The sequence below is a fragment of the Salinivibrio sp. VGrn1 genome (genome assembly GCF_009377995.1).
Lineage (GTDB): Bacteria > Pseudomonadota > Gammaproteobacteria > Enterobacterales > Vibrionaceae > Salinivibrio > Salinivibrio siamensis.
Genome location: NZ_SATA01000003.1, coordinates 128,242 through 144,323, shown reverse-complemented (window position 1 = coordinate 144,323; position 16,082 = coordinate 128,242). Strand labels below are relative to the sequence as shown.

At 50.9% G+C, this 16,082-nt stretch carries 14 protein-coding genes and 1 pseudogene; 4 read left to right on the top strand and 11 right to left on the bottom strand.

Annotated elements, in window-relative coordinates; all coding sequences use genetic code 11:
• Window positions 1–47: 47 nt before the first annotated feature.
• Window positions 48–671: a LysE family translocator gene (locus EHW56_RS06380; protein WP_370517142.1), complete on the bottom strand. Its 624-nt coding sequence runs from the start codon at window positions 669–671 to the stop codon at window positions 48–50.
• Window positions 672–937: 266 nt separating this feature from the next.
• On the opposite strand from EHW56_RS06380, the gene metN reads away from it, so the two are divergent.
• The 3 genes from metN to metQ are packed head-to-tail and all read left to right on the top strand — an operon-like array spanning window position 938 to window position 3,510.
• On the top strand, window positions 938–1,972 hold the full coding sequence (metN, locus tag EHW56_RS06375; protein WP_152799351.1) for a methionine ABC transporter ATP-binding protein MetN: 1,035 nt from the start codon (window positions 938–940) through the stop codon (window positions 1,970–1,972).
• A complete protein-coding gene (locus EHW56_RS06370; RefSeq protein WP_077578564.1) occupies window positions 1,962–2,648 on the top strand; it encodes a methionine ABC transporter permease in 687 nt (228 codons plus the stop codon). Before metN ends, EHW56_RS06370 begins: the two co-directional genes overlap by 11 nt.
• Window positions 2,649–2,694: 46 nt before the next feature.
• A complete protein-coding gene (gene metQ / locus EHW56_RS06365; RefSeq protein WP_077605865.1) occupies window positions 2,695–3,510 on the top strand; it encodes a methionine ABC transporter substrate-binding lipoprotein MetQ in 816 nt (271 codons plus the stop codon).
• A 124-nt stretch (window positions 3,511–3,634) separates the two neighbouring features.
• Here metQ and EHW56_RS06360 read toward each other — a convergent pair whose 3' ends face one another.
• Both EHW56_RS06360 and EHW56_RS06355 read right to left on the bottom strand, forming a co-directional pair.
• Window positions 3,635–4,651: a CNNM domain-containing protein gene (locus EHW56_RS06360; protein WP_152799354.1), complete on the bottom strand. Its 1,017-nt coding sequence runs from the start codon at window positions 4,649–4,651 to the stop codon at window positions 3,635–3,637.
• The gene (locus EHW56_RS06355) at window positions 4,648–6,021 is read right to left on the bottom strand and encodes a hemolysin family protein (RefSeq protein WP_152799357.1); all 1,374 of its coding nucleotides are present in this window, start codon (window positions 6,019–6,021) and stop codon (window positions 4,648–4,650) included. Before EHW56_RS06355 ends, EHW56_RS06360 begins: the two co-directional genes overlap by 4 nt.
• 271 nt (window positions 6,022–6,292) lie before the next feature.
• On the opposite strand from EHW56_RS06355, the gene EHW56_RS06350 reads away from it, so the two are divergent.
• Window positions 6,293–7,258 (top strand): GlxA family transcriptional regulator, encoded by a 966-nt coding sequence (locus tag EHW56_RS06350; protein WP_152799360.1) that lies wholly within the window; start codon window positions 6,293–6,295, stop codon window positions 7,256–7,258.
• A gap of 132 nt (window positions 7,259–7,390) precedes the next feature.
• On the opposite strand, the gene EHW56_RS06345 is transcribed toward EHW56_RS06350, so the two are convergent.
• The 8 genes and pseudogenes from EHW56_RS06345 to EHW56_RS06310 form a co-directional block, all read right to left on the bottom strand.
• Window positions 7,391–8,995 carry a BCCT family transporter gene (locus EHW56_RS06345; RefSeq protein WP_077578569.1) on the bottom strand — a complete coding sequence of 535 codons (1,605 nt, stop codon included), beginning with the start codon at window positions 8,993–8,995 and terminating at the stop codon, window positions 7,391–7,393.
• Window positions 8,996–9,172: 177 nt separating this feature from the next.
• On the bottom strand, window positions 9,173–9,634 hold the full coding sequence (locus EHW56_RS06340; RefSeq protein ID WP_152799363.1) for a thioesterase family protein: 462 nt from the start codon (window positions 9,632–9,634) through the stop codon (window positions 9,173–9,175).
• Window positions 9,634–10,590 (bottom strand): L-carnitine dehydrogenase, encoded by a 957-nt coding sequence (locus EHW56_RS06335; protein ID WP_152799365.1) that lies wholly within the window; start codon window positions 10,588–10,590, stop codon window positions 9,634–9,636. Before EHW56_RS06335 ends, EHW56_RS06340 begins: the two co-directional genes overlap by 1 nt.
• Window positions 10,587–11,498, bottom strand: a complete 912-nt coding sequence (locus tag EHW56_RS06330; RefSeq protein ID WP_152799368.1) for a 3-keto-5-aminohexanoate cleavage protein — start codon at window positions 11,496–11,498, stop codon at window positions 10,587–10,589. Before EHW56_RS06330 ends, EHW56_RS06335 begins: the two co-directional genes overlap by 4 nt.
• Before the next feature lie 309 nt (window positions 11,499–11,807).
• Window positions 11,808–12,394: pseudogene (locus EHW56_RS06325) on the bottom strand (IS5 family transposase); the annotation flags it as partial.
• A gap of 282 nt (window positions 12,395–12,676) precedes the next feature.
• On the bottom strand, window positions 12,677–13,375 hold the full coding sequence (locus EHW56_RS06320) for an RloB family protein (protein WP_152799371.1): 699 nt from the start codon (window positions 13,373–13,375) through the stop codon (window positions 12,677–12,679).
• Entirely contained in the window at window positions 13,375–14,631 is a 1,257-nt protein-coding gene (locus tag EHW56_RS06315) for an ATP/GTP-binding protein (RefSeq protein WP_227486486.1), read from the bottom strand. The genes EHW56_RS06320 and EHW56_RS06315 overlap by 1 nt, the downstream gene beginning before the upstream one ends.
• A 285-nt stretch (window positions 14,632–14,916) precedes the next feature.
• Window positions 14,917–15,834, bottom strand: a complete 918-nt coding sequence (locus tag EHW56_RS06310) for an IS5 family transposase (protein WP_152799445.1) — start codon at window positions 15,832–15,834, stop codon at window positions 14,917–14,919.
• Window positions 15,835–16,082: the final 248 nt, after the last annotated feature.

Genomic DNA, 16,082 nt, shown 5'->3' with positions numbered 1-16,082 from the left:
AATTTAAGTGGTTATTCTAATTATTTGCAGAATTATTAAAAGTTAATTCACCCCAACGCCAACCAAAATCCGACGCCGATCATCAGGGTGCCGGCGATTCGGTTCAGCATTTGCACATTGCCCTTTTGCTGCAAAAACTGACGCAAGGTACGCCCACCGCTGGCATACAGCATTAAACAACTAAATTCCGTGCAAAGGATGATCAACACCAGCACGCTCAACTGGCTGGGGAGTGACATCGCAGGGTTAATAAACGGTGGCAACAGCGAGATCATAAACGCCCAACCTTTCGGGTTGGCAATGGCGGTCACAAAGCCTTGCGCGGCCAACGACAATGCCGAGGCTTCATTGGCGGTATCGTCATCATCATTTGGGATCGCCATCTTGCCGCGAGAGCGCCACATTTGTACGCCTAAATACGCCAAGTACACACCACCGACATATTTAAACACCTGAAACACGGCGGGATAGTTCAGCATCACCGTCGCCACACCAATGACAGAGGCGATCGCTACCAGCCCCACGCCGATAAGCTCGCCCCACATCATATGTAAGCTACGCTTAACGCCAATTGTCATGCCAAGGGTCATCGATAATGTCATGCACATGCCGGGCGTGACCGACACGAAAAAAAAGGTAGGGATGAACAGCGTCAGCATGGTGGTATCAATTAAAAGCGGAGACATAAAAACAACAGTCTTAACAGTTAGGTACGGAAGCTGTCAGTTAACGCGCTTTGCCTGCAGAGATCAAGCCCTTCGCTCACTTTATAACCGGACGGTTAGACTTATTGCCATTTGGACGTCTAGAAGTAAAAATATCCATTGACTTGTTTTTAACGAACCCATAGCATCAATAACCAGAGAGACCCGACAGCCAAGGTGCAAGGCGCTGGACAGCTGCGAGATGTCATAAGATTTATCGCTAAGGACATGTGATGATTGAGATAAAACAACTCAACAAGGTATTCGAACTCGGGGAGCGCCGAATTCATGCCCTTAAAGACATCAATTTATTTATTCCGAAAGGAAAAGTGTTTGGTGTGATTGGCGCCTCTGGCGCGGGCAAAAGCACGCTGATCCGGATGGTTAACCTGCTTGAGCGCCCAACCAGCGGCTCAGTCAAAGTGGGTGGCACTAACCTCACTGCGCTACCCAGCCGCCAGTTGACCCAAGCGCGCCGTAAAATCGGGATGATTTTCCAACACTTTAATCTGCTCTCGTCACGCACCGTGTTCGACAATATCGCCCTGCCGCTTGAGCTAAGTGGCTCGAGCCGCGATGAGATTGAAACACGCGTGAGCGAACTGCTCGATCTGGTCGGCTTGGCCGATAAGCGTGATGTGTATCCTGCCAGCCTCAGTGGCGGACAAAAACAACGTGTCGCCATTGCCCGTGCATTGGCGCCAAGCCCCAACGTTCTGCTTTGTGATGAAGCCACCAGCGCACTGGATCCAGCCACTACGCAATCCATTCTGTCGCTGCTGCAAACCATCAACCAAAAGCTCAATCTCACCATTTTGCTGATCACCCACGAAATGGATGTGGTCAAACGTATATGTGACGACGTCGCTATTATTGGCGATGGCGAGCTCGTCGAGTCCGGCCCGGTGGGCGAGATCTTTGCGCATCCCAAATCCGACTTGGCCAAACAATTTATTCGTTCAACCCTCGACTTGTCAGTGCCGCATGATTTTGCCCAGCGCTTACAACAAGAATACTTCGAAGGCAGTTACCCCTTGGTGCGCCTCGAGTTTACCGGCGCGACGGTCGATGACCCATTAATCAGCCAGATCTCGCGCCTGTTTGATATCGACATCAGCATTTTAAGCTCAGATATCGACTACGCCGGCGGCGTGAAATTCGGCCTACTCCTTGCGGAAATCATGGGTCCAAAAGAGGCGGTTGAAAACGCCATCACTTACCTCAACAAGCACCATGTCAACACGGAGGTACTCGGCTATGTTGATTGATCAACTCACTCACTGGGTCAATGAAAACAGCGCCCTTATCAACTTGCTCCTCGAAGCCACTGGCCAAACGCTGTACATGGTGTTTGCCTCCGGGATCATGGGGTTTGTGATTGGCATCCCATTGGGCGTGTTACTGCATGTGACCAAACCCGGTGGTTTGCTGGGCCAGCCGCAAGTTAACCAGGTGCTCGGTGCAATAGTGAACATTGGTCGCTCTATCCCCTTTATTATCTTGCTGGTGGCAATTATTCCGTTTACCCGCATGGTGGTTGGCACCTCGATTGGTACCGCGGCGGCGATTGTGCCACTTACCGTCGGCGCGATTCCATTTATTGCCCGCTTGGTTGAAGGGGCGTTACTCGAGTTACCGGCTGGGCTAGAGGAAGCGGCCAAAGCGATGGGCGCGAACCCGTTCCAGATTATTTATAAAGTGCTCATACCGGAAGCGCTCCCCGGCATCATCAATGGCGCGACCATTACCCTGGTTACCTTGGTGAGCTACTCGGCCATGGCCGGTGCGGTCGGCGGCGGCGGCCTTGGGGATGTGGGCATCCGCTATGGCTATCAGCGCTTTGACACCACAGTGATGCTGATCACCGTTGTAATGCTGGTAGTCTTAGTGCAAGCGATTCAATCTTTTGGTGATTACTTGGTGCGACGCGCCGATCACCGCTAAATCAAACACAATAATGACGAATATGTTCCAAACAGGGAGACAGACAATGAAAACCACGATCAAAACACTACTTGCCACCCTTGGCCTTGCCTCAACCTTGGTGCTGACTGGCTGCGGCGAGAAAGAACAAGCCGCAACCGATACCAACAGCATCACCGTGGGCGTGATGGCCGGCGAAGAAGCACAAGTGGCTGAACACGCGGTGGAAGAAGCGAAAAAGCTCGGTCTTGAGGTAGAGCTGGTGACCTTTACCGATTACGTGTCACCGAACGCGGCACTGGATGATGGCTCGGTCGACGTGAATGCTTTCCAACACAAACCTTACTTGGACGCACAAATCAAAGACCGTGGTTATGAATTTGCGATTGCTGGCAACACCTTTGTGTATCCGATTGCGGCTTATTCTTACAAGCTAGATAGCGTCGAAGATCTACCAGAAGGCGGTAAAATTGCGGTGCCTAACAACCCATCGAACCTAGGCCGTTCACTGGTATTGCTTGAGCAGCAAGGGATCATCAAGCTCAAAGAAGGCGCAGGTATTAACGCGACTAAACTGGATATCGTTGAGAACCCGAAAAACGTAGAAATCATCGAGCTAGAAACCCCACAACTGCCTCGCTCATTGGAAGATGTGGACTTGGCTATCATCAACAACACCTTTGCAGCAGGCGTGGGCCTAACGCCAAGCAAAGACGGTATCTTTGTTGAAGACAAAGAATCGCCTTATGTGAACCTGATTGTGGCGCGCAAAGACAACGTCGACGCAGAAAACGTCAAAACCTTTGTTAAAGCCTACCAAACTGATGCGGTTTACAACGCCGCGATGGAAATCTTTGACGGCGCCGTGGTAAAAGGCTGGTAAGCTAGCGTCACAATATGTTCGCTCAGACGAACGCAGCGACGCTAACGAGTATCGATAGCTAAACAAAATGCCACAGTGACTGGTGAAGTGACTGTGGCGTTTTTTAACCTTGGCAAATAGCGGGTTAACTTGCTGCCGTAACCGGAAGCACGCGTTTTAAAATATCCGCCAGCGTCACCACGCCAATCATTTCCCCCTCTTTACTGACCACCGCAAGCTGAACGCTGGCTTCACGCATGCGCGCTAGCGCTTCGTAGATGGGCGTGTTGGCATCTAACACATACGCATTGCGAGCGACATCGCGTGCGAGTCGGTCTGCCGGTTCGAGTAGCGTATCCCGCACGTGCACCACCAACGGCTTTAGCCCCTCGTTGCCAGTCATTAAAACACGCAGATGCCCTGACGCCACGGCGACAGCACGCACCTCTGCGACCGTTGCATGTTTATCAACATGTGCCATCACCTGCCCCTGGGTGACCAAGGTTTCGATTGCAATCGAACTCAGATCGATCAACCCCGACAATTGCCGTTGAATCGCTGGTTGCAAGGTTCCCACTTGCCCAGAATGCTCAACCAATTGACGAATGGTCTGAATATCTTGTCCCCCGACCGCGGCGCTTTCTACCGGCTCAACCCCTGAGGCTTTCACCAAGCGATTGGCAATACGATTGATCCAGCGAAGTAACGGACGTAACGGCCACACATAAGCGCGCGAGACAACACCGATTGCCAAGGCTGACTTTTCTGGATGAGCAATCGACCAAGACTTCGGTGCCATCTCACCCACGACGAGGTGCAAAAATGTCACCACAAATAGCGCAAACCCGAAGGCCGCCGCATCAGCTGCCCAAGCGGGTAAGCCAACCGCGAGAAAGACGGGCCCTACCCAGACATCCACCGCTGGCTTGGTGACCGCCCCAAGAGCAAAGGTACAAAAAGTGATCCCTAATTGCGCCCCTGCCAGCATCAAGGTCAAATCATTCATGCCACGCAACGCTGCCCGCGCCGACCCACTCTCTACCGCCATTTCTTCCAGACGATGTCGACGCGCGCCCATCAAGGCAAACTCGATAATGACAAAAAAGCCACTCAATACAATCAAAGCCAGCGTGACAACACTAACCATCAAAGGATCGGTCATTGGTTATCCTCCGCAATGGGCTGCTCGATGAGCGTAACCCGCACCGACGTGGGGATATGTCGTTCAATGCTTAATATATCCACTTCAAGATGGCGCATTATTGGTTGACTCTCCGCCAGTTCGGATGGGTCAATCGGCAGCGCAATGGTCACCGTATCCCCTACGGCTGGCAATGCGCCACACGCCGCAATCAATACGCCAGCTATGGTTTCGACATCACCCCGCGGCAGATCATAACCAATCACACGCTCCACTTCGTCGATGTGCACATCACCATCCATTAACCAAATATTGTCGCTTTCAGGGACAACCGCCTCGGCATGATCACTATCATGCTCGTCGGTAATTTCCCCCACGATCTCCATGGCCAAATCTTCAATCGTTAATACGCCAGCAAAGCCGCCATATTCATCAATCACACACGCCAGTTGATTGGTCGTGCGCACCAACTGATCTAGCGCATTTGGCAACGGCATTAATGTGGGGAGAACACTGGCAGGACGCATCACTGACGCCACGGTATCATTTGAATCCGCCTCTGTTTTCGCGAGGACGTCTGACAGGTGAACCACGCCCACAGGCGCATCATTATCATCAAGCACAGGATAACGAGTATGGGCTTGCGCCATCAGCGCCAACAATTCGGACAGCTTGGTTTCTGGCGACACCCAATCAACTTGCGAACGCGGCACCATCGCATGCTCAACATCGCGCGCAGGAAAATCCAGGATCCTATCCATCATCAGTGACAACTCCACCGGCAAATCCCCGCTCTCTCGCGAGTCGGCGATAATATGGTGTAAGTCGTCTTCTGAGGCACTCATATCAAGATCATGCACCGGTTGAATCCCCACCACCCGTAGCACCAGGTTGGCGGATTTATCAAAGAAACTGATGATCCAACCAAACACCGACATATAAATCAGTGTCGAACGCGACATCATACGCGCCATGGGTTCAGCATTGGCAATGGCTAAGTTTTTAGGGTAAAGCTCACCCAAAATCATTTGCACAATCATCGCCACCGCGAGCGTCGCCATGGTGCCAATCGCGATCCCCGATTCCAGCGACAAGCCTAGTTGTTGCAATAAAACGCCCATCGACTCGCCGACCAACGGCTCGGCAACAAAGCCCAACACCAAGCCGGTGACCGTGATACCAAGCTGCGCGCCAGACAGCATAAAGCTCGTCCGTTTTGTCACCGCCAGCGCCCGTTTTGCCGATGCATCGCCCGTCGCGGCTAGGGTCGCAAGCTTTGCGCGATCAACCGCCATATAGGCAAACTCTTGCGCCACAAAGTAACCATTGGCGGCAATAATTAACAAAATAAAGAAAAGACCGAGCAGGAGGGTAATCATAGGTTCAATCATGACTGCATCCTTTGTTGGTGACAACGTACCAGTGAAGGGGAGTGACAATCGACGCGTGTTGGATCCACAAAATATGCCTTATGTAGAAAGAGGAATCGGAGTATATTCTGGTGATATCGATATAGTCTAGTTAATTTTTGCACACCTCTCCGTGACGCGTTTGGCAGCCAAACGAGTTGGTACTTTTATCAATAAAATGCTCACCTTATCTTGACCCGGCTAGTGGCTGCCCCTCATCATTATTTCTACCATTCTTTGTTCGTTTGCGGTCATGCGTCTTGAATACACCGGCCCGATGCCAGAATGCATCGGCTTTCTTTTACTGCCCCGCTTCTCGATGATGGCCTTTTTCTCTGCCGTCGAACCGCTGCGTATTGCCAACCAAATCAGTGGCGAAGCGCTATTTGATTGGCAAATGATCAGTGAAGATGGCAAACCGGTGAAGGCGTCTAACGGCATGTCACTGCTGGCCGACAAAGCCATCGATGCGGTGCATGACCTGCCCTCGCTGGCCGTGTGTAGCGGTTTTGACCCAGAAGCCTATCTAAGCCGCCCCTTAATGCGCTGGCTGCACCGTCTTGATGCGGCGGGGTGCGCGCTCGGCGGGCTCGATACCGGCTGCTTTTTGCTGGCCGCTGCCGACTTGCTTAAAGGGGAACGTGTCACCTTGCATTGGGAAAGCCTACCCTCGTTTCAAGAGCGCTTCCCGGAGGTGAAAACCTCAGATGAGCTATTTGAACTGGGATCGCGACGCTTCTCATGCGCGGGGGGCGCAGCAGCGATGGACATGGCATTGGATGTGATTGCACGTCGCCACGGCACCCAATTGGCCATCGACGTCTCTGAGCAGCTGGTGCACGAGCGCATTCGTACTCGGCGCGATCAGCAGCGAATGACACTCGCCCGCCGCCTCGGCACCCATCGACGACGTCTGGTCGAAGCGGTGGATGTGATGGAACGCCATATAGAATCCCCCCTGTCTTTGGCCGAGGTGGCTCAGCGCAGCGGTATTTCCCTTCGTCATCTGCAACGGCTTTTCGACAGCGAGCTAAACCAGTCCCCGCGAAGCTGGTATTTGGGATTAAGGCTAGAGCGAGCCCGTTACTTGCTTAAAGAAACCGATCTCGATGTGTTGTCCGTGGGGTTGGCGTGTGGCTTTAATTCAAGCTCGAGCTTTTCCCGCGCGTTTCGCAGCCATTACGGCGCATCACCGCGTCAGATACGTCAAGCGCCGTAGAGGTAAGGAAAGAAAAGCGCTCACCCCACTACCTTAATCGGCAACGGAGTGAGCGGATATTGCGTTCAAAGCGTCACAGGGCGACGCTTCAAGCCGCTATTTTTTTGCGAATCGCTATTTTTTAACGACTCGCTATTTTTTCGCCGCCACCAGCGAACGGCGCGATTCACCAAACAGCGAGATCAGTACCCCGGCGGTCATCACCAGGATCACCACGCTCAGTGGCAAGGCAGCGGCGATCAACGCCGTCTGTAGCGCTTTAAGGCCACCGGCCATCAGCAGCGTCGCCGCCACCAAGCCAATCACCACGCCCCAAATAATACGGAAACGCCGCGGCGGCTCTTCGTCACCCAGTGACAAAATCGTCGTCAGCACCAGGGTGCCCGAGTCCGACGAGGTCACAAACCAGCTCATCAGCAAGAACACCATCAAGGCCGAGAGTATCCAGCCGAACGTTCCCGTACCAACAATGCCATCGGCAGCCGCAAACAGAGCCGCTGGTAACTCCCAAGCATTGACCAAGTCAATAATGCCGGCACTGCCCACGCCGCCGCTGGCATAAAGCTCCTGATAAATCGCATTGCCGCCAAAAATCACCAACCAGACAAAGATCAGCAAGGTGGGCACAAACAACACGCCCAGCACGAACTCACGCAGGGTACGCCCTTTGGAAATACGCGCAATAAACAACCCAACAAAGGGTGCCCAGGCAAGCCACCAGCCCCAATAGAAAATCGTCCAAGCCTGCTGCCAATCTACCGTACCCGGCTCATCGGCAAACCACAGCCCCATGGGGATAAAGTTAATCGCATAGTCGAGTAAGGTTTCACCAAACGCGCCGAACAACCACAGTGTGGGGCCGCCAATTAAAAAGACACCAACCACAAACACCGACACCCAAATATTCATCTGCGAAATGATACGGATCCCGCGGCGCACGCCAGAGACCGCCGACACAATCGAGATAAACGAAATCACCGCAATCAACACCAGTTGGGTCGATAAGCCAGAGGCGATACCCATCAAGCGCTCCAGCCCCACGGCCATTTGACTCACGCCAAGCCCGAGCGACGTCGCCACACCAAACACGCAACCGAGCACCCCGAGGATGTCAAACAGATGGCCCCAGACGCCGAAAATACGATCGCCGATAAAAGGATAAAGCGCCGAGCGCAGGGCCAAAGGCAGTTGCTTACGGTAGGCAAAATACGCCAGCGACATACCGACAATCACATAGATGGCCCAGCCATGCAGCCCCCAGTGGAACACGGTGACCCGCAGCGCATCGATGGCGCGCTCATAGCCAATGGTAGCCGCGCCCGCCATATCAGCGTGGGGGTTGTTGGGATAACCAAATCCGCCGGTGTTATCGAGGTAAAAAATCGGTTCGGCCACCCCAAAAAACAGGATGCCGATACCGATGCCGGCAGAGAACAGCATCGAGAACCAAGAGAAGTTACTAAACTCCGGGCGACTGTCGTCAGGGCCGAGCCGCACGTTACCGTACTTGCTGAAAACGATAAAACCGCACACGGTCAATAACAGCATCACGGTGACCAGGTAGTAGCCACTAAAGGTACTTTCAATCCAGGTGCGCGTGGTACCAAACAGGACACTGGCCGTCTCGGATTGAAAGCCGGTGAACAATACAAACGCCAGTACCAGCACGGCTGAACAAATGGTCATGCCGCGATGCATGCCTTGAAAGAAGCCACCTTGCGCAAGCTCGGTGACCATATAATCGGTCGAGGTAGCAGCCTGCTGGCTGTCACCGCGTTGGGGTGAGTGTGGGGGTGTTGAAGTAGCGATAATGATTCCTCCTTGAGCCGGAAGTCGGGCCGGCGATCCCGTTATCCGCCCAGCCGACTGCTGGGCGGGACCTCATGATGGCTCACCATCTCGGTGACGACGCGCTCACGGCCTACTGGGCAGACCGATGCGACGCCCCGCAAGCTGGGGCCAATCATGGTCGGATGCGGCAGGCAGCCCCTCAATCAGGCTGGCGACAACATCCGGAAAAGGCGCTGGGCGACCGGTTTGCGTATCGATGCCCATCAGCATCTGCTCGCTGGTGGCCAGCACCTCACCTTGGGTATCACACATTTGCATAAACACGTGCAGGCGCTTTTGATCCCGCGCTAACACGGTCACGTCGACCACCAAGGTCTGGCCTTGATGCGCCTCACGTCGGTAACACAAATGGGTTTCTAGGGTATAAATGGTATAGCCATGCTGGGTGCGGCCTGCGTCATCCAAGCCAATGGTCGCCATTAGTGCATCGACACCCAGCGAGAACACACGCGCGTACTCGGCGTCGTTCATGTGCCCGTTATAATCGACCCATTCGGGGGCGACGTCTATCGTTAACAGTGCCATTAGATGCGCCCTTCCAAACCTTCAGCCTCGGGCCAGTATTTTTGTACCAAGTCCAAAAGCTCGACCAAGAAGGCATCACGACGACGGTCTAGCTCAGAGACCGGACGACCCGCGGCTTGGTGTTCACAGCCTTCGACCACTTTATCAATCAGATCATCGGTCAGCTCAGGCGCTTCCAGCTTGGTCCACGGCAGTTTTAGCGCCGGGCCGAACTGCTCTAGCATATGGCGCATGCCCTGCTCGCCACCGGCCAGATGGAAGGTTAAGAAGGTGCCCATCAGTGACCAGCGCAGGCCGCAGCCATAAACCACTGCCGCATCAATCTCCTCGGTGGTCGCTACCCCATCGTTAACCAGGTGCAAAGCTTCACGCCACAGCGCTTCCATTAAGCGGTCAGCAATATGCCCCTCGATTTCACGCTTAACCACCAAGGGACGCATTGCCAATTCTTGGTAGAGTGCATGAGCGCGATCGATATGATCCGGTTGGGTGGCCTCGCCGCCGACCAGTTCGACTAGCGGCAACAAATACACCGGGTTAAAAGGATGCGCGACGATGACGCGTCCAGGAAGATGATCACAATCACTCTGCAGCTCGGTAGGCTTAAACCCAGACGTCGATGAACCAATAATCGCGCTTGGCGCCGCGGCCGCATCAATTGCCGCCAAGGTCTCACGCTTAATATCAATGCGCTCCGGCACGTTCTCTTGAACCAGATCGGCCTCTTTCACCGCCTGCTCAAGGCTATCAACAAAGGTTAACCGAGCAGGATCTGCGTCTTCAGCCAGCCCTAGCTTTTCTAACGATGGCCAGGCATTGGCCACGAAGGCACGGGTGCCAGTAGGCGCTTGTGGGTCAGGGTCATAGGCAACCACGTCCCAGCCTTGCGCCAAAGCGCGCGCAATCCAACCATTACCAATCACGCCAGTGCCGATGACCGCTAACTGCTTGCTCATTGGTCACCTCCTTCAACCGGCTTACCGGTTTTAGGGTCAACCAGTTTCAGCGCGGCGCGCGTTTGGGCAGGCGTCATAATACGACCACCGAGGTTTTCAATGATGGTGCTCGCCTTTTCCACCAAGCCGCCGTTGGTCGCCATTACCCCTTTTTCCAGGTAGAGGTTATCTTCCAAGCCCACGCGCGCATGGCCACCCAGCAACATGGCTTGCGCGACCATCGGCATCTGGTGACGACCAATTCCAAACGCCGCCCAGTTGGCGTTTTCCGGCAACTTATTGCGCATGGCCAGCATGGTTTCGGTGTCCGCTTCCGCGCCCCATGGAATGCCTAAGCACAGCTGAAACAGCGGATCGCCCTCGAGCAAACCTTCTTTTTGTAGCTGACGCGCAAACCAAACGTGGCCTAAGTCAAAGCACTCCAGCTCTGCTTTCACACCCGCGGCCTGCACCATACGGGCTTGCTCACGCAGCCAGTCAGCGGTGTTAATGTACACCATGTCGCCAAAATTCAGGCTGCCGCAATCTAAGGTACACAGCTCAGGCAAGAGCTCGCCCACTGGCGCATGGCGCTCGGCTGGGGTTTGCATATCGGTGCCCGGGCCACCACGGCTTGGGTCTTGGGCATCCGGCACCCAATCCCCGCCACCACCGCCGGTGATGTTCATGACAATATCGACGTCTGATTCGCGAACACGTTCCATCACCTCACGGAAGTGATCAATGTTGTGGCTAATACCGCCCGTTTCAGGATCACGCACGTGAATATGAGCGACACTGGCACCAGCACGCGCCGCCTCAATACAGTTGACGGCAATCTGTTTTGGCGTGATTGGCACATTGGGATTTTTGCCCGTGGTATCGCCCGCACCGGTAACGGCGCAGGTAAGAATGACGCTGCGATTCATGTTCGGCCTCTTGTCGCTTGATTAAACTGGCCACAGTGTGTCCGGAATAACACGCCACAACTTGACACTAAGCGACATAAAAGACGCATAAAGAGACATTGTGAGTTATTGGCAGGCTGACGGAATGGCGCGAACAAATCACGGTAGAGCGCTAAACGTGATAGCGGTTACCGATGATTTTTTGGCTGTAACGGATCACAGGCGTTGCTTAAGCGCTAGACTAAAGGGCAGGAAAGCGGCGGCAGATGGCAAATTCTAACATTTCAGATATAAAAGGGATTCAGCGATGATAACGACACATCCATTTGATCCAGCGGAGTTCTTGGACGGCGTTTTTCTCCTGAGCACTTGATGGCAGGCTTTTGTATCATAGGCGCCGTCAGCACCAACTTGGGCGATTTTTCGGTGTAACGGATTGAGCAGCGTCGGTAGGGCTTTATTGTCGCCGACAGACGCCAAGCTAACAACGGCAAAAATCACTTCATGTGTACTGTCATCAATCGCGAGATGAAGCTTGCGCCAAACACGGCGTTTTTCCTTGCCATGCTTGCGCATTTTCCACTCTCCTTCGCCGAACACTTTTAAACCGGTGGCATCAATGACGACGTGAGCAACGGGCCCATGGCTGGATAATCGGTAGTGAACCTCAACCGTCTTCGTCCGTTTACTGATACAACTGTATGACGGCGATTTTAGCGGTACGTCCATCAAGCCAAATATCGAGTCGAGAAAGCCTTGAAAGGGTGCTTGAAAATGCCTTTAACCATCAGTGCTGTTTCAATGGCACCATCGGTAAACGTAAAGCCTCTGCCTCGTTTACCATGATGTTTTTTGCAGTGCCAAGTCTGGATAGCGGCGTCATCAACCCAAAAGGTAATCGAGCCACGGTTAACCAATGCCTGATTGTATTGCTTCTAATTGCTGATTTTGTACTTGGCGTTGCTCATCATCGGTGACCTGTTTGAGGCTTTGATGATCTGATCGCAGCTCGGATGATAAGTTCAATGATTTAGGAAACAACGCATATTGAGTTCGCACATTTTGTTGTCTGGTTGATTGTTTTTTGGCGAAATCATTTGATCACATAACAGGATGTGTATCTACCTTAACTTGATGATTTTCAACTAAATCATCAGAAGCTCCTTCAGGTCTAGACCTTTGTCAGCAGTCTGAAGCCGCTATTGCGGCTTTTGATTTTTGAGATCTTGTATGTATTTAATTAAAGTTACAACCTTAGTATGAGTTTCTGATCCGGTTTCTTCTCGATGAGCGAGTAATTTCTCCGCGTTAGAAATCGCAGTGGGATTTAGCCTTGGAAAAAGTTCAGTGAAGTAACCCTTGCTATTTTTAGCATATTCAGGGTATACAGATAGCAGTTCGGATATCATTTTCTCTCCGATACTCTTTTTTTGTGTAGGAGTAAAAGACTTCGTTGTATATTTAAAATGAAGATATATCCATAATTCAAAACAAGGGTTGCTAGTTATAGCATTGAAAATTGGCAATTCCGTTTTACTTATGTGTTTTTTGTTCAAAGACTCTATCTTTTGAAGTGCGTTGTAGTAGCGCGTATGAGCGTCCCTATCGAAAACACAAAAAACTTTATCATAATCTGGCTTATGAGATTTTAATTCAGAACTATAGAGTTTCTCGGCCTCACAGACCACATCCAAAGGATCCTTCCCCAAGCCAATAATAGCAAAATTAGCAGACTGTATCCTATAGTAGGCTACTGCTTCTTCTAAATAGATAGTACTTGATTTGGTATCTTCAGAAACAATTAAAAATTTGTCATATGGTTCTTTCTTATTAGACTCGCGCACTAAACCTTTTTGTTTTCGAGCTTTAGCTCTTTTGAATAAGTCGTCACTACCCATTAGAAATGCGCCTCTTCAAAGTCATCTCCACACTGCGAGTCTTCAGCAGGAAATCGCTCATTAATGAGAACAGGGAGCGCTCCATAAGCACCTGAAAGATAGAACGACTCGAGATCATCTCTGTCTTTTCTAGGCTTAAAGTCGCTTAGTGAATAAATAGTACTTGCACCAGCTCTATCTTTTTCAGCGAACCAAACCTGATCACGTCTAAATACATCTTGGCTTAGAATTGATGTTTCATGAGTAGTGAACAAAAGCTGAGCGTCATTGGGATTGGTTTCCTTAGAGTGAAAGAAGCCAACCAAATAGTTAACCAGCAGAGGATGAAGATTCGAGTTCAATTCATCAACTACCAAAACTCTCCCTCCATCTAAAGCGTCTAGCCAAGGGCCTGCAAAACTAAAGAGCCTACGCGTGCCATCAGATTCCTCTTCAACTTCAAATGGAATCATATCATTTTGATCATCTCTTTTCATGAATTTTAACTCTACCACTTCCTCACCTTTCATCTTATCAATAATCATCGACTTTAATTCATTGGGCATATCTGAAGGAATCGTACTAGGATCAAATAGCTCTGAACTAACTTCAATAGCATTGATAGAAGCGTCAGCTTTTTTCATGAAATCTAGAATTTTACTTTTTCTTTCTGATTTTTCACACTCAGATGTACTAAAGTTGATATTCCAACCATTAGGGGTAGCAATTTGTAGAGTGTGTGCAAACCAATTAAAAACAGGCCGTAAATTAGCGCTATTAAGCTGGACAGCCGTAGATAGAAAGAGTGAGTTAGGCCTAGTTGAATTGACCCATACTTGTTTTTCGCCAGTAAAAAAACGGCCGAATTGCCAAGCATACTTTTGATTTTCTACGTCCCATGCCCTTAAAAACCATTTTTGAGCTTTTTTTCTTGGATAAGCGTAAAGCCATTCTTCAAGAATTCGGTTTTCATCATAGACAAAACCATATTGATATTTAACACCTTCAGAAATAAAAATTGCTTCTAATTCCGTAGGCTCATTTCGTGTTGACTTTGAAAGCCTGAAAGGGTCGTAGGGCAAACCATCGCCGATTTGCCCTTTTGATGAGGAAACCACAATATCTCTCATTGTTCTAACAGCGTGAACAAGATTTGACTTTCCACTCGCGTTAGCCCCGTAAATTGTGGCAGTAGTAAGCAAGCTATGAGAGCTCTCACCAACCTCAATAGAGAACGTATTAGTAGCTGCTTTCTCTTTGGCTGGAGTTTTAGTCATGTTCAACTCTTGTAATGTACGAATTGACTTGTAATTCCCCACAGAGAAATTAATTAACATCTTTCATCCTCAGTACTATAGAGACACCAAATGCACTTTCCGTGCACTATTTGACTGATTCTGCCAAAAATCGCCACGAAACGCCACTCCAAATCGCACCTAGCAAGGCTTTCTTCTCGAAAATAGGTTATCAGTCAATTATTGAAAGGAAATGCATACATTTGTAGACAGACTCATTAGTCAAATAATCCACCTAATGCACTGATCCCAATAGGATTGCTCCCATCAATCAACTCGATAGCTAACAGGCATACCGAGTCTTATGACTTTGTTCATCACTTTCACGTTGGCCAATGCTCCGCCAACTTGTGCATTGTAATTACGCAGAGTCAGCTTAGGGCTAAGTAACGTTTTGTATCGGGACATGCCTGTTTCTGACAGAGAGCGTTGGTGATAACCTTCTTCTCGTTTCCAGTTTGCCAAGTTACCCGATTTCAAGGCGCTGACGGCTGCATTGCGAGGGTGGCCGTCCTCCCAGTAACCCGCATTGCTGCGCGGTGGAATGGTCGGTTTGATGCCTTTTTTCTTGAGCACCTGATGACAGGCCTTCGTATCGTAAGCGCCGTCAGCACTGACTTGGGCAATTTTTCGGCGTAACGGATTGAGCAGCGTCGGTAGGGCTTCATTGTCGCCGACAGACGCCAAGCTAACAACGGCAGAAATCACTTCATGTGTACTGTCATCAATCGCGAAATGCAGTTTGCGCCAAACACGGCGTTTTTCCTTGCCATGTTTGCGCATTTTCCATTCCACCTCGCCGAACACTTTTAAACCGGTGGCATCAATGACGACGTGAGCAATGGGCCCACGACTGGGTAATCGGTAGTTAACTTCAACCGTCTTCGCCCGTTTGCTGATACAACTGTATGACGGCGATTTTAGCGGTACGTCCATCAAACCAAATATCGAGTCGAGAAAGCCTTGCAGGGCGCGAAGAGGGAGCTTGAAAATACCTTTAACCATCAGCGCGGTTTCAATGGCACCATCGGTAAACGTAAAGCCTCTGCCTCGTTTGCCATGATGCTCTTTGCAGTGCCAAGTCTGGATAGCGGCATCATCAACCCAAAAGGTAATCGAACCACGGTTAATCAATGCTTGATTGTATTGCTTCCAATTGCTGATTTTGTACTTGGCTTTGCTCATCATCGGTGACCTGTTTTGAGGCGTTGATGATCTGATCGCGGCTCGGATGATAAGTTCAATGATTTAGGAAACAACGCCGAGTTAGAGCCTTTTCCAGAGGAAGTGCTTTTGACCGTTCAACAAACTCAGATTCTCGCTCCTCAGAGCATGTAAGAATCGTGCTATGAACTTTTAACGAAACAGCTTGCTCTATTGCATCGAATAACGGTTTACAATACTTTGTTACGTCCTTTGGGCGCACTTCTAGT

Bases quoted from the DNA above. Each gene is read 5' to 3' on its own strand.
- EHW56_RS06355 (WP_152799357.1), bottom strand. From the start codon at position 6,021: ATGATTGAACCTATGATTACCCTCCTGCTCGGTCTTTTCTTTATTTTG.
- EHW56_RS06345 (WP_077578569.1), bottom strand. From the start codon at position 8,995: ATGGTCACCGAGCTTGCGCAAGGTGGCTTCTTTCAAGGCATGCATCGC.
- EHW56_RS06335 (WP_152799365.1), bottom strand. From the start codon at position 10,590: ATGAGCAAGCAGTTAGCGGTCATCGGCACTGGCGTGATTGGTAATGGT.
- EHW56_RS06340 (WP_152799363.1), bottom strand. From the start codon at position 9,634: ATGGCACTGTTAACGATAGACGTCGCCCCCGAATGGGTCGATTATAAC.
- EHW56_RS06310 (WP_152799445.1), bottom strand. From the start codon at position 15,834: ATGAGCAAAGCCAAGTACAAAATCAGCAATTGGAAGCAATACAATCAA.
- EHW56_RS06370 (WP_077578564.1), top strand. From the start codon at position 1,962: ATGTTGATTGATCAACTCACTCACTGGGTCAATGAAAACAGCGCCCTT.
- EHW56_RS06360 (WP_152799354.1), bottom strand. From the start codon at position 4,651: ATGACCGATCCTTTGATGGTTAGTGTTGTCACGCTGGCTTTGATTGTA.
- metQ (WP_077605865.1), top strand. From the start codon at position 2,695: ATGAAAACCACGATCAAAACACTACTTGCCACCCTTGGCCTTGCCTCA.
- EHW56_RS06330 (WP_152799368.1), bottom strand. From the start codon at position 11,498: ATGAATCGCAGCGTCATTCTTACCTGCGCCGTTACCGGTGCGGGCGAT.
- EHW56_RS06315 (WP_227486486.1), bottom strand. From the start codon at position 14,631: ATGACTAAAACTCCAGCCAAAGAGAAAGCAGCTACTAATACGTTCTCT.
- EHW56_RS06350 (WP_152799360.1), top strand. From the start codon at position 6,293: ATGCGTCTTGAATACACCGGCCCGATGCCAGAATGCATCGGCTTTCTT.
- EHW56_RS06320 (WP_152799371.1), bottom strand. From the start codon at position 13,375: ATGGGTAGTGACGACTTATTCAAAAGAGCTAAAGCTCGAAAACAAAAA.
- metN (WP_152799351.1), top strand. From the start codon at position 938: ATGATTGAGATAAAACAACTCAACAAGGTATTCGAACTCGGGGAGCGC.